The 13,714-nt window shown below is 43.7% G+C and carries 10 protein-coding genes; 8 read left to right on the top strand and 2 right to left on the bottom strand.

What is annotated here, in order from left to right:
- Positions 1-28: 28 nt before the first annotated feature.
- Positions 29-1,789 carry a nitrilase-related carbon-nitrogen hydrolase gene (locus K8O68_RS04050; RefSeq protein ID WP_230895659.1) on the bottom strand — a complete coding sequence of 587 codons (1,761 nt, stop codon included), beginning with the start codon at positions 1,787-1,789 and terminating at the stop codon, positions 29-31.
- A 423-nt stretch (positions 1,790-2,212) separates the two neighbouring features.
- On the opposite strand from K8O68_RS04050, the gene K8O68_RS04045 reads away from it, so the two are divergent.
- The 8 genes from K8O68_RS04045 (at position 2,213) to K8O68_RS04010 (ending at position 12,806) form a co-directional block, all read left to right on the top strand.
- Positions 2,213-2,872, top strand: a complete 660-nt coding sequence (locus K8O68_RS04045; RefSeq protein WP_230895658.1) for an ABC transporter permease — start codon at positions 2,213-2,215, stop codon at positions 2,870-2,872.
- Between the two features lie 20 nt (positions 2,873-2,892).
- Positions 2,893-3,855, top strand: coding sequence for an ABC transporter ATP-binding protein (locus K8O68_RS04040; RefSeq protein ID WP_230895657.1), 963 nt, complete (start codon positions 2,893-2,895; stop codon positions 3,853-3,855).
- Between the two features lie 14 nt (positions 3,856-3,869).
- A complete protein-coding gene (locus K8O68_RS04035) occupies positions 3,870-4,619 on the top strand; it encodes an ABC transporter permease (RefSeq protein WP_230895656.1) in 750 nt (249 codons plus the stop codon).
- Positions 4,620-4,654: 35 nt separating this feature from the next.
- Positions 4,655-5,569 (top strand): glycine betaine ABC transporter substrate-binding protein, encoded by a 915-nt coding sequence (locus K8O68_RS04030; protein ID WP_230895655.1) that lies wholly within the window; start codon positions 4,655-4,657, stop codon positions 5,567-5,569.
- 91 nt (positions 5,570-5,660) lie between these two features.
- The gene (gene asnB / locus K8O68_RS04025) at positions 5,661-7,154 is read left to right on the top strand and encodes an asparagine synthase B (protein ID WP_230895654.1); all 1,494 of its coding nucleotides are present in this window, start codon (positions 5,661-5,663) and stop codon (positions 7,152-7,154) included.
- A 107-nt stretch (positions 7,155-7,261) separates the two neighbouring features.
- Positions 7,262-9,400, top strand: coding sequence for a sensor histidine kinase (locus K8O68_RS04020; protein WP_230895653.1), 2,139 nt, complete (start codon positions 7,262-7,264; stop codon positions 9,398-9,400).
- The gene (locus tag K8O68_RS04015) at positions 9,393-10,796 is read left to right on the top strand and encodes a sigma-54-dependent transcriptional regulator (protein WP_230895652.1); all 1,404 of its coding nucleotides are present in this window, start codon (positions 9,393-9,395) and stop codon (positions 10,794-10,796) included. Before K8O68_RS04020 ends, K8O68_RS04015 begins: the two co-directional genes overlap by 8 nt.
- A 339-nt stretch (positions 10,797-11,135) precedes the next feature.
- Positions 11,136-12,806 carry a glycoside hydrolase family 13 protein gene (locus K8O68_RS04010; protein WP_230895651.1) on the top strand — a complete coding sequence of 557 codons (1,671 nt, stop codon included), beginning with the start codon at positions 11,136-11,138 and terminating at the stop codon, positions 12,804-12,806.
- 115 nt (positions 12,807-12,921) lie between these two features.
- Here K8O68_RS04010 and K8O68_RS04005 read toward each other — a convergent pair whose 3' ends face one another.
- Positions 12,922-13,707, bottom strand: coding sequence for an SDR family oxidoreductase (locus K8O68_RS04005; RefSeq protein ID WP_230895650.1), 786 nt, complete (start codon positions 13,705-13,707; stop codon positions 12,922-12,924).
- Positions 13,708-13,714: the final 7 nt, after the last annotated feature.

Here is a 13,714-nt window from a genome sequence, read left to right as displayed (position 1 = left end):
GAAGAATAAACAGAAACACAACTGTTTATTAAGCCATCATATCATCCTCTTCCTGGGGAGAGAGTGCTGGCGCGAGGGCATGCCCCTCTGAAATTAACGGATAATAATGCTCCACTCTCCTTGAGACAATCCACTGCTGCTGATTATACCAGGCTTCATTCCTTAGAGTGGTGACTTTTTTAGAGGCTGTGCCATTTCTGGCCGCGGCTGTCTTTTCTTTTTCATAATAAGGATCGACGGCATAAACAGCGGTTGTGGAAGTCCCATCAGATTTTTCCCACGCAGCGAATGCAATGTAAGCCTGTATACTCATTGCTAAGTTTTCCCACACCGCTTTTAATGTTTTTCTGTCTTTTCCATTTGCGTGAAAAGCGTCCTTTATTAACGGCGCGTATTCTTCGTCAGAATGCTCGCCGGCTAAAAGGGCGACCACATCAGCCCGCTGAATACCGTAACTCGTTGTGACCTCAGGATAGTAGCCTTCTTCTTCAAAAATTACACCGACCCTGCCCAGTCCTTTAATTGGCACTGTTATTAGGTCATCCCCCGGGGTAGCCCACTGCATTTCCTCTTCTCTGAGATGCGTACTTCTGTGCACATGTTCAATCTCTCCACTTGAATTAATGATCCAGGCTGACAGGTACACGTTACCGTCAGCGCATTCCGGGGCGCTTACCACTAAATTCGCCTCCAGTGTTTGCGCATATATTTGATACTCAGGCAGCCACTCTACCGCAAACCTCTGGGAGAGCAGCACTAACTCTTCGTAAGGCAAATGAGATACAAAGCCCGTGGCGCTTAAAGCTGGAAGAACAAATAATGATTCTACACCTTCATATTTATCTTTCTCCCTGAGCGGTGTGACTTGAGCCGCCCAGTAAGCAAAAAAATCACTGAGTGACTTAAGTTCTCCTTGAGCCGGTCCTGAAAGACAATGAATGGTGACTTCTGCCGGATGAAGGGATTTCCGGTAATTCCACGGACCGATATGGAGCATAAGACTTTTATAAATATCAGGCCGGCGCCGTAACAGCCGTTCCTTATTTGGATTAAGATAATGCGCAGGGTCTATCACAGCGTAAATAATCTCTTCGTTTCCTCCATCAAGCGAGGTGTTGGCTTCAACAAGCTTCTCCCCATAAGGAGACCAGATCGCACTGGCCCCTGCCATTTGAAATCCTTCTTCTTCATCAGCCCGGTTGGAACTGACAACATACATGCCATTAAGCGTTGCCCAGCCTTGGAGCATGGAAATGGTCTGGGCGCTGGAGTTTGTCGGAAAAGCAAGAATATCGGCGCCATTTAGTGCTGGTATTCGGGAGCTTTCCATATAAACAGCATCCATGCAAATATTGATAGCGATCTTGCCTATCTCTGTATAAAACACGGGAAAACCCAGATTTCCAGGAGTGGCCCAATGAGCTTCGGCTTCCCATAAATGAGTTTTACGGTATTTACCTATATATCCTTCCGGACCGATTAATACCGCCGAATTATAAAGAAGGCCTGTTTCTTTATCATATTCAGGCATTCCGAGAACAAGATAACTGTTCCATTTCACGCATAAGCGGTGAAACCGGTCTGTCGTTTCACCGGGAATGGTGTCTGAAAAAGGTAAAATATTTTTACGTTCTTTGTACATATAACCTGAAGTTGCTAACTCTGGTGTGACGATAAGCCTTGCGCCTGAAGAAGCTGACTGCTCAACAGCTGCCTCCAGCCGCTGTATATTATTTTCCATTTCCCCTAATTGTGGATGAAATTGAATGGCTGAAGCTAAAAAGTTCATAGCCCGTATACCTCCTTTTACGACGATAATCGGTCTTAATTTTCCATTAACCAAAGATATATTTACCATACTCTTATATACTTTGGCAATAGTCTATTTACTCATCATCCCATTAAAAATACGGGTGACGCCAAGTCGTGGCGGAAGGCTTAAATTTTTTTATCCTTTAAGCCTTTAACAAAGCTGTATTTTTCGGAATCCAATCACACACTTGTAAAAATTATTTTACATTCGCCCTGTCCTGGTAAAATTTCTTTACAAATCCAGGACAATTTTTCTGTTTTACGGAGCGTTAAATTTACGAAAAAATAGAATCTTTCCCCATCAGCCATACCTCCTCCCAATTTCTGAAAAAATTGGCATTAATCTTGCATCAGATAAAAGAGGAAGATTTTTGTACGAATTTATGGAGGTGAAATATGAATGAACGGAGCGTTTCAATATTTTATGAATAACCAGGACGAAGTGTTAGCTTTGACGTTACAACACATCCAGCTGGTCGGCCTGGCTACAGTAATCGCTATTTTAATAGGAGTGCCAATCGGCATCTACCTCACAACAAATGATGCAGTTGCCGATGTGGTGCTGCAAATAGCGGCGATCATCATGACAATTCCAAGTATTGCTTTATTTGGTCTTATGATTCCGGTCCTGTCTGTGATTAATCAGGGAATTGGGTTTTTACCGGCTCTCATAGCGCTAATCCTTTATTCACAGCTGCCGATTATCCGAAATACTTATGTGGCCGTGCAGAATGTGGATCCGAACATGCGTGATGCAGCCAAAGGCATTGGCATGTCTTCCTGGGAACGGATACGCATGGTGGAAATTCCTATTGCTCTTCCTGTTATTATGGCCGGCGTCAGGAATGCAGTAGTTCTTAGTATCGGTATCGGTGCCATTGCGGCATTTATTGGCGCAGGAGGCCTGGGCGTGTTAATAGACCAGGGCATTTCAAGGTATAACCGGGATATGATAGTCGTCGGCGCAGTCGGCGTATCGCTGCTTGCAATTATTGCGGATACAGTGTTAGGAATTTTACAGCGAGTGCTCACACCTAAAGGAATGAATATAAACGCTTAATAGTAAAGGAGGCCTGTTTTATGATTGAATTTAAAAATGTGACGAAAACATATGATGGAAAAGTCAATGCTGTGGATGACGTGTCATTTACAGTACCTCAAGGCAATATTGCTGTCTTTCTCGGACCTTCAGGCTGCGGCAAGACGACACTCCTAAGAATGGTCAACCGCCTGGTCCCTATTACGAAAGGGGAAATATTTATCGATGGGGAAAATACAAATTCTTTAAATGAAATTCAATTAAGGCGGAATATTGGATATGTCATACAAAGCAACGGTCTTTTTCCGAATATGACCATTGAAGATAACGTCACTGTCGTTCCTAAGCTTCTCGGATGGGATAAAGAGAAAATGCGCAGCCGCTTCTTTGAACTTATGGACCTTATCGGCTTGAAGCCTGATGACTTCCGTAAACGGTATCCGCATGAACTGTCAGGCGGACAGCAGCAAAGAATAGGAATTGCACGAGCTATGGCAGCCGACCCGCCAGTCATGCTGATGGACGAACCGTTCGGGGCTTTGGACCCTATCATACGTTCGCACCTCCAAAAGGAATTTTTGCAGATTCAGAAAGAAGTCCAGAAAACAATCCTTTTTGTCAGCCATGATATTGATGAAGCTATAACAATGGGTGATCAGGTCGCTATTTTTAAGGATGGCCGTCTGATGCAGTATGATGCGCCGGACGATATTTTAGCAAATCCGGCTAACGAATTTGTTTCCACATTTGTAGGGGCAGACCGTGCCATTAAGAGTCTTGGCCTCCATACCGTTGCTGACTTAGTTAATCAGCTCAAAGTTACACCGGTGGCTGCTGATTCGAAACAGATTTCACTCAAAACAGATTTACGCCAGATTTTATCCATCTTCTTTAATGAAGGCTATGAAGAGCTTGTGGTAGTCGATGAGGAAAAGAAACCTATGGGGAGCATTACGATTCAGGATGTCCAAAAATACCTTCATCAGACGAACCAATCAGCCTAGAAAGGAGGGAAGAAATGACTAATAAACGGAAAGCATCAACGTTCATCCGCTATTTTTTCTATGGCATCGTTCTTGTCTTCTTCTTGTGGGCTTTTATCCAAGGATACTTCAGCCTCATATTTGAACAGACTGACGAGTTTCTCCGGCTGTTACGCCAGCATGTGCTTCTTGTACTCGTCTCTTCGCTTCTTGCGGTAGGGATTGCCATCCCTGCAGGTATCCTCGTTACGAGACCTGCTTTTCGTAAACTTGAATGGCCGGTATTAAACCTGGCTAACCTTGGTCAAACAATCCCGAGTATCGCCATTCTGGCGCTCGTAATGACTTATTTAGGAATAGGATTTTATTCTGCCGTTTTTGCATTGTTTGTTTTTTCTATTCTCCCTGTGCTGCGGAATACTGTCGCAGGGCTGAATTCAGTAGACCCGGCTTTAAAAGATGCTGCAAAAGGAATGGGGTTTACACCCTCCCAAATTCTTTTCAAAGTAGAAATGCCCAATGCTGCCTATCCAATTATGGCAGGGATACGGACAGCAATGGTTATGAACGTCGGTTCCGCTGCTTTAGCTTATCTTGTTGGCGGCGGAGGTCTGGGCGATTTTATTTTTACAGGCATTGTGATGCAGAGTCAGGAATACCTTATTTCCGGCGCTGTACCAGTCACACTGCTTGCCATTTGTATTGACTTTTTCTTACGTTTTATTGAAAAAATAACAGTTTCCAAAGGGCTTAGGCGCTCTGCCGAAACTGCTGAAGCGTCTTAATATCACTATCTCTACTTTCAAGGAGGAATTTTTTTATGAAGAAAAGTTTAATGTTATCTGCTCTGGCAGCTGCCGTACTGGCCGGCTGCGGAAATAATGAAGATGCCGGCGGGAACGGTGATTCAAAAGGAAGTATTGAAGTCGGTGGAAAAAATTTTACTGAACAGTTTATTCTGGCGAAAATCACATCAATTTATTTAGAAGAACAAGGGTATGATGTAACTGAGAATACGAACATGGGCTCTGAAGTTTTGCGCCAGGCTTTAGAAAATGAACAGGTTGATCTTTATTGGGAATATACCGGCACAGGACTCGTAAACTATTTAAATGAGGACCCTGTTGCTTCTTCAGAAGAAGCCTATGACTTAGTAAAAGAGTTAGATGAAGAAAACGGCATTATCTGGCTGGATGCTGCTGAGATTAACAACACGTATACACTCATGATGCGCGAAGAGAACGCTGATGAACTTGGCATTTCTTCTTTAAGTGATCTGGCCGATTATGTTAATAACAATCCAGGGGAATTAGAGTTCGCTTCCAATGCGGAATTTGCTTCACGTGCGGACGGACTTGCAGGGGTACAGGAAACGTATGGTTTTGAATTCGGAAGTAACCAGGTTGTCCGTATGGATTCAGGTCTTACTTATCAGGCCTTGGATGAAGAGCAGGTCGACGTAGCAATGGGCTTTGCGACAGACAGCAGAATTAAAGGATTTGATTTACTTACATTAGAGGATGACGAGGGCTTCTTCCCTGCCTACAACGCAGCACCAACTGTACGTGAAGGCATCCTGGAAAATAATCCGGAACTGGAAGACACATTACAGGCTCTGTCTGAACAACTGGATACTGAAACAATGACAGAACTGAATTACCAGGTGGATATGGAACAAAGAAGCGAAACAGAAGTATCCAGAGAATGGCTTGAAGAGAACGGGTTAATTGATTAACTGTCTTCCAATGTAAAATGTTTTATTTATCTCTCTCCTTCTTTTAAGGCAGAGAGAAATACAATGGGATAATATGAGGTGAATCTATTTTATGTGCGGCATTATCGCTGTCACCAAAGAAGTTTCAAAAGACAAAATGACGAGAGTATTAGATAAGCTCTACCACCGGGGGCCGGATGAAGGGGGACAATTAGTCAGGGGCAATTTTCATATCGGCCACCGCCGCCTCTCAATAGTAGGCTTAAACGACGGGATACAGCCAATTTCAAATGAAGAGAAGAACGTGCATATTGTATGTAATGGTGAAATTTATAACTACCTGTCTTTAAAAAAAGACTTACAGACTACTGAAACGTTTCACACGCATTCCGATAGTGAAGCCGTGTTAAAAGTTTATGAAAAAGAGGGGCCTCAGGGTGTAGAAAAGCTCGATGGCATGTTTGCCTTTTTTCTTGCGGATGAAACGAATAATACCTTTATGGCCGCGCGTGATACGTTAGGCATTAAGCCGCTTTATTATGGGAAAATGACGGACGGGTCAATGGTTTTTTCCTCTGAATTAAAAGGAATTTATGAGTTTACAAGCGATGCGAAAGAATTTCCGCAAGGATATTATTATACTCCGGAAACAGGCTTCAAGGCCTACCGCACTATCGAAGCCGGACAGGAACCCGTCCCTGCTGAAAATTTCAAAGAGCACGAAGTCCTTGAAGGCATCCGCAATAAACTAACGGACGCCGTAAGAAAAAGATTTATGGCAGATGTGGAGGTCGGTGTCCTTCTAAGCGGAGGACTCGACAGCAGCTTAATTTCAGCGATCGGGCAACGGATTAAACGGCAGGACCAGCCCTTACACTCCTTCTGTGTAGGAAATGAAGGGAGCCCGGATTTACAAGCTGCCCGGGAAGTCGCTGACTACATTGGTACGATACATCATGAATACGTGTATACAAAAGAAGAATTAGTAGAAGCTCTGCCTAAAGTAATCTACTATCTGGAATCTTACGACCCTTCTCTCGTCAGAAGCGCTATTCCTACTTATTTTGTATCCAAGCTTGCTTCTGACTATGTCAAAGTTATTCTGTCAGGAGAAGGGGCTGATGAGCTGTTTTCCGGCTATGCGTACCTTCAGGAGATTCAGAATCCGGTAGAATTAAATAAAGAACTTTACCGCATTGTGAATTCTTTGCATAACATAAACCTTCAGAGGCTTGACCGCATGAGTATGGCTCACTCCCTGGAAGGCCGGGTGCCGTTTTTAGATTTGGAATTAATTGATTACGTCCTCTCTCTTCCTGCAGAATGGAAGTTATCGAGCGACGAGTCAATGGAAAAAACTCTCTTAAGAAAAGCATTTAACGGGTATCTCCCTGATTCTCTTCTATGGCGCAAAAAAGCAGAATTCTCTGAAGGGAGCGGGGCTTTGGATGTTTTGGAAACCTATGCCAATGAACAAGTGTCAGACCAGGAACTTCAAGAAAGCGGATTAAGAAGCAAACAGGAACATCTCTATTACCATATTTTCAAAGAACATTACCCTCATAAATCTGCGCTGGATACAGTCGGACAATGGGCTGTAACTTAACAATACGGAAGGGCTGCCAATTTAATACGGCAGCCCTTTTATATATAATTTGTCGAATCATGATATGATGAAAGAGTAAGAATATATTTCTATTGAAGGAGAAATGTATGAAAAACTTATTTCCTAAAGGACTGACGGGGAGGTTTTTTTTCCTCGGTTTATTTTTGATTCTTTTGCCCGTCACGTTAGTGTTTATTGTTGCTGTAACTGTCTCCCAGGCCTATCTGACTGAAAGAACCCATAATCAGACCAACCAGGAAGCATTATATATGGCTATTCAGACTAATCAGATGGTTGAGGATAAAATTAACCGTATGGAAAGTGCCGTCTATCATTACCGTGATACAGGGAATGCGGAAGCCTTTCAAGCTTTAGTAAATGAGCTGCATCTCAGTGACCCTTTTTATCGGGGATCCAATATTCTCGATGCCCAGGGAAATGTTGAATTTTCCTCTCAAGGTACGAACGTGTCCCCGGCGCTTCAGACTGTTCTCAGTAATGTAGCTGAAAAAATGGAATGGAGACGTTCCTCTTTTATTTTTACTAATTCTTCTCAAGAGCCTTTGGGCCTTTATATGGCGGTGCCGATACAGAATGAAGATCACTCGCCCATCGAAGGTGTTATTGTTTCAAAAATCAGCTCCACATACTTACATAACTTTTTCCGGACGTTTGCAGACGAAGCAGGAACCCGTGCCTTATTGGCAGACAGTCAAGGGAACGTTTATATGGACAGTTCTTACAGGGAAACAGGTGAAAGTATCGCCGGTGAAAATTTCTACCGTGACATAAAAAGAGAACGCACCGAGGTGATCGATACATCCTGGCGTGAGAATGAGGTGTTAATTGCCCACCATGCAGTAGACCGCCATCCTTTATATACGGTTATTATTACGGATAAAGATTACGCTTATGCTTCTACAGAGAGATTAACAGAAGTGCTTGCATTAGGCTGGATGATCCTTTTCACGTCAGGAATTGCGATGATTATTATTACGCGGAGAAAAATGGTGGTCCCTATAAAAAAACTGACTAAACAATCCTATGATTATGCTGAAGGTGAAGCATGGAAAATAAATCTGCTAAGCGAAAAAAACGAAATCAAAACACTTTCTAAATCGATGCATCATATGGCGGAAGATCTGAAAGCGAAAGAACGCTACCTGAAACTTATTCTGGAATCGTTCCCCTATGGAGTGCTCACAATCGATGAAGAAGGCATTGTGACCTCTCTTAATAAAGTCGGAGAACAGTTAATTGAACATTCGAAAAAACAGTTTGTCGGCAAATCCTACCGCCGGCTCCCTTCTAAAAAGCTCGTTAAACTGTTTGACCGCCACCTGAAGAAATCCAGGCTGACCGAAACAGTCACGGACGAGATAAAATACGTAGATCAGACAGGTAAAACAAAACATATGAAACTGACTATTTCTCCGCTGCGGAATGAGGACAATCAATTAATCGGCCAACTCGTCACACTGTGGGATTATACAACGATAAAGGAATTAGAGGGCCACCTGCAGCGGTCTGAGCATTTAGCAGCCATTGGCCAAATGACTGCCGGTCTTGCCCACGAAGTAAAGAACCCTCTCGGGACAGTTCAGATGGCTGCAGAAGTGATCCATGAAGAAGTCAAAGAAATCTTTCTTAATAATCCGAGGGACACGGGCCGTTTTTCCATGATTCTTGAAGCAGCCGGGGATATTCAGGACGAAACAAAGCGCCTGGATAACCTCGTAAAAAAATTTTTACAAGTGAGTAAAAATAAAAAATCTGAAGAAAAACTTTTGAAACTAAAAGAAGTGAATGATAAAGTGCTCCACTTACTAGCTCATCAGTTCCGATACTACGATATTGACCTTTATTCAGGCCGTTTCCCTGAGAAGGACCTTGTACTGGGAGACGAAAGTCAATTAATTCAGGCATTTATGAACGTGTATCTTAATGCGGTTGAGGCAATGCAGGAACAGGGCGGAAATTTGCGAGTGGCAGTAAAAAAACAACATAATGACCTGATACTAACGATCAGCGATACCGGTGAAGGAATAGAACCTTCAAAAATAAACAGAATCTTTCATCCTTTTTTCTCCAATAAACAGGAAGGGACAGGCCTTGGCCTGTCCATCACCCATGACATTATTAAAGAGCATGGCGGCAGAATTGACGTTGAAAGCGAAGCGGGACTCGGGACCACTTTTAAACTGTATTTACCTGAAGCAAAAGAAAGGAGCCCTCATAATGAGTAAATCAATCCTGCTGGTGGAAGATAACAAAAAACTTCACCGGCTTATTCGGCAAACATTAGAAAAAGAAGGCTACACTGTCTACGGGGCCCATAACGGCAAAGAAGCAAACCAGTTAATGAAAGACCACTGGATAGATGCAGCCGTCCTTGATATCCTTCTCCCGGATACGACAGGAATAAAACTGCTGGAAGCATGGAAGCCTTTGTATCCCGGTATACCGTTAATACTTTCGACTGCCTACGGGGATGTGGAAGATGCGGTAGAAGCAATGAAACTTGGAGCTTTCGATTATCTGACTAAACCAGTCAAATCAGAAGAGTTAAAGGTTGTTATTGAACGGGCGTTACGCTGGCAGGCTATGAATGAAGAAAACCGTGAATTAAAAAAAGAAATGCAAACCAAATTTCAGCTGCACGGAATGATTGGTGTCAGTGAAAATATGAAACAAGTATTTGACATGATTCAACGGGTGTCAAAACAGGATGTAACGGTTCTTCTGCAAGGGGAAAGCGGTACTGGGAAATCCCACTGCGCTAAAGCTATTCACCTTGAAAGCTCACGGCAGCACGGACCATTCATTTCATTAAATTGTGCCGCTATACCCGCAAACCTTCTGGAAAGTGAACTTTTTGGATACGTGAAAGGGGCTTTTACAGGAGCTGCGGATAACCGGAAAGGTAAAGTAGAAGCCGCTGAAGGAGGAACATTGTTTCTGGATGAAATCGGAGACATGCCTTTGGAGCTTCAAAGCAAACTGCTTCAGGTCACCCAGGAAAAACAGTTTATCCCTTTAGGGAGTTCTACGACTAAAGAGGCTGATGTGAGGCTAATTGCAGCAACGAACCGTAATTTATGGAAACTTGTACAGGAAGGAAAGTTTCGCGAAGACCTTTATTACCGTTTAAATATCATAGGGATCGACCTCCCGCCTTTGCAAGAGAGAAAAGAAGATATCCCCTCTCTTATCTATCAGCTTCTTTCAAACTTTGAAACTGAACATCGCAGGGCTTATTCATTATCAGAAGAAACAGTCAAACAGCTCGCGCACTATTCTTGGCCCGGAAACATCCGGGAACTTTACAATGCCCTGGCCCGGGCGACAGTTTTATCGGCAGGCTCTGAGCTTGAATTAAAAGATTTCCCTAAAGAAATACAAGAAGAATTGAACCTTTTGCGCCAGACAGCAGAAAAAGCATACGACCATGGGAACCTGAACAGAGATGCCGAATCCCGGTCCCTCCCTGAACAAATGGAATACTTTGAACGGAACGCTATAGAAAATGCTTTAAAAGAAGCAAACGGAAATCAGTCCAAAGCAGCTGAAACATTGGGAATTTCAAGACAAAGCCTGCTTTATAAAGTGAGAAAGTATGACGTTGATCTCGAGCATATTTAACAAGGTTGCATTTTTTCACACAGATGTGGTGACTTGGGCGTTTTCACAGGACGTGAAGGGGTTAGCCCAAGACCCCTGCGACGATGTTGCACTTATGCCTGTGGTGTAAGCCTTCCGCGAGAGTGAACCGGATATTAAGGCAAGCGTTCGCCTGGCGAAATGTGATTACTACTCCCTCCCTGTTTTTTATCAGGTACACAATATACAAAATTGCCCAAAGAGAATTGTATTCCATGTTTAGTCCAGTTATGATAATCTAGTGTCAGGAAAAACGTTTGCACACCAGTTGCAGCACCGAAAGATACTAATTGTTTTCAAAGATGTAAAGAGGTGGAAGTAATGGATAGAGTATGGTGGAAAGAAGCAGTTGGTTACCAGGTATATCCCCGCAGTTTTCAGGACAGCAACGGGGACGGCTTTGGTGACTTGCGCGGAATGATTCAAAGGCTTGATTACTTGAAAGATTTGGGAGTGGATTTTATTTGGATCTGCCCTATGTATAAATCTCCGTTAGATGATAACGGTTACGATATTTCTGACTATCAGGATATTTTAGAAGACTTCGGTACAATGGCTGATTTTGACGAGCTGCTCCAAGAGGTACATAAACGCGGTATGCGGCTGATTATAGACCTTGTGTTAAACCATACAAGCGATGAGCATCCCTGGTTCATTGAATCCCGTTCCTCCAGGGACAACCCTAAACGGGACTGGTACATTTGGCGTGACGGAGTAAATGGAGAAGAGCCTAACAACTGGGAAAGCATTTTCGGCGGGTCTGCCTGGGAATACGACGAACAGACTGGCCAGTACTACCTTCACGTTTTTTCCCGGAGACAGCCTGACTTGAACTGGGAAAACGAAGAAGTGAGATACGCCCTCTATGATATGGTGAACTGGTGGCTTGAAAAAGGAATAGACGGATTCCGTATTGACGCAATCAGCCATATTAAAAAACGGCCCGGCTTTCCGGATATGCCAAATCCTGAAGAAAATAAATATGTCCCTTCATTCGACATGCACATGAACCAGGAAGGCATCCATGACTTTCTGCAGGAATATAAAGACGAAACTTACGGAAAATACCCGGACGCGATGACAGTCGGTGAAGCCAACGGTGTAAGTGTAGATGAAGCTCACTTATGGGTAGGCGAACACGGGAAAATGGATATGGTTTTCCAGTTCGAACACCTGGATCTTTGGGATTATGAAGTAGGCGGAGGACTGGATGTCAGCCAGCTGAAAAAAACTCTCACCCGCTGGCAAAAGGGACTGGAACACGACGGATGGAATGCCTTGTTTATTGAAAACCATGATAAAGCAAGAGTGGTCTCCACCTGGGGCAATGACAGGGAATACTGGAGGGAAAGCGCCACAGCGCTGGGTGCCATGTATTTCTTAATGAAAGGCACGCCTTATATTTACCAGGGCCAGGAAATCGGTATGACGAATATTTATTTTGACCACCTCGACGATTATAACGATGTCGCTGCCATAAATATGTTTGCAGAACAAACAGCAGCCGGTGAGTCTCCCGAAAAAATTCTTGATGTCCTGGCACATACGTCAAGAGACAACAGCCGGACGCCAATGCAATGGTCAGATGAGCTGAACGGCGGGTTCACGACAGGAAAGCCATGGCTGAAGGTTAACCCGAACTATAAAGACATCAACGTAGAAAAACAGCTGAATGATGACAGGTCTATCCTTCAGTTTTATAAAGAGATGATTAAGCTTAAAAAGGCTAATGATATCTTTACGTATGGAAGTTACGACTTGCTGATGGCTGAAGATACTCAGATTTTTGCTTATAAAAGAGAGCTTAACGGTGAAACAGCTCTCGTTATCACTAATCTGACAGAGGATGACGCGGTCTGGAAGGCAGGTAAAGAGGCGCCTAAAGTATCCGGCTCTGATCTTGCACTCTCAAATTATGAAGCGGAAGCGCACAAAGATGTCTCTGAAGTTCCGTTAAAACCTTATGAAGCAAGAGTGTATTTAATCAAATAAATTGACACACTTAAAGCCCGGGCAGTGGCAATCACCGTCCGGGCTTCTTGTTTTATATTCCTTGTTTACCTACTTCACTACAGGTCTATTTTGCACGCACCTGTCAGAGCGCCATCTAGTAAGAGTGGGTCATCCCTCCGTCAGCAACAAACATCTGCCCTGTCACATAGGTATTTAAACCTGAGCCCAGGAACAGAATAATGTTGGCAAACTCTTCAGGTTCACCATACCTGCCGAGCGGAATAGCAGCTTCCGATTGTTCACGCACTTCCTCTGGAGTGAGCTGCATTTTTTCTGCTTTAGCTGCATCAAGCGTCCTTACTCTCTCAGTATCAATTCTTCCAGGGCCTACCGTATTGATCAATACGCCGTCCGGAGCTAGCTCTTTAGACAGAGTTTTAGCCAGTCCAACTATCCCCATTCGGTAAACGTTTGAAAGCAGAAGGCCGTCAATCGGCTCTTTAATTGACGAAGAGGTAATATTGACGATACGTCCTTTAGACTGTTTTAAATACGGAAGAGCATACCGGATGGCCCTGACGGTGCTCATTAATGTGAGCTGATAAGCCCATTCCCAGTCTTCCTCGTCAAGGTCTTCAAATTTTCCCGGAGGCGGTCCTCCCGCATTGTTGACTAACACATCGATTCCGCCAAAGCGGGCTGCCGTTTCATCAATTAATTTTTTTATGTCCTCTTTTTTTGACACATCACAAGGATGATACGCAATTGTTCCTTCTGCAAAGGATGAGAGGTTCTCAGCTGTCTGTTTCACATTTTTCACCGTCCGGCTCGTCAGCATGACATTCGCTCCTGCTTTCGCATAAGCCTCTGCTGCCGCTTTTCCGAGACCTTTGCTCGAAGCCAGTACAAGTACACGTTTTCCTTTTAACCCTAAGTCCATTTAATCA

Source organism: Salipaludibacillus sp. CUR1, from assembly GCF_021028955.1.
Lineage (GTDB): Bacteria > Bacillota > Bacilli > Bacillales > Salisediminibacteriaceae > Salipaludibacillus.
Note: the sequence above shows the minus strand (reverse complement) of the source record. Positions and strands in the feature narration are given on the sequence as shown.

Bases quoted from the DNA above. Each gene is read 5' to 3' on its own strand.
- K8O68_RS04050 (WP_230895659.1), bottom strand. From the start codon at position 1,789: ATGAACTTTTTAGCTTCAGCCATTCAATTTCATCCACAATTAGGGGAA.
- K8O68_RS04045 (WP_230895658.1), top strand. From the start codon at position 2,213: ATGAACGGAGCGTTTCAATATTTTATGAATAACCAGGACGAAGTGTTA.
- K8O68_RS04040 (WP_230895657.1), top strand. From the start codon at position 2,893: ATGATTGAATTTAAAAATGTGACGAAAACATATGATGGAAAAGTCAAT.
- K8O68_RS04035 (WP_230895656.1), top strand. From the start codon at position 3,870: ATGACTAATAAACGGAAAGCATCAACGTTCATCCGCTATTTTTTCTAT.
- K8O68_RS04030 (WP_230895655.1), top strand. From the start codon at position 4,655: ATGAAGAAAAGTTTAATGTTATCTGCTCTGGCAGCTGCCGTACTGGCC.
- asnB (WP_230895654.1), top strand. From the start codon at position 5,661: ATGTGCGGCATTATCGCTGTCACCAAAGAAGTTTCAAAAGACAAAATG.
- K8O68_RS04020 (WP_230895653.1), top strand. From the start codon at position 7,262: ATGAAAAACTTATTTCCTAAAGGACTGACGGGGAGGTTTTTTTTCCTC.
- K8O68_RS04015 (WP_230895652.1), top strand. From the start codon at position 9,393: ATGAGTAAATCAATCCTGCTGGTGGAAGATAACAAAAAACTTCACCGG.
- K8O68_RS04010 (WP_230895651.1), top strand. From the start codon at position 11,136: ATGGATAGAGTATGGTGGAAAGAAGCAGTTGGTTACCAGGTATATCCC.
- K8O68_RS04005 (WP_230895650.1), bottom strand. From the start codon at position 13,707: ATGGACTTAGGGTTAAAAGGAAAACGTGTACTTGTACTGGCTTCGAGC.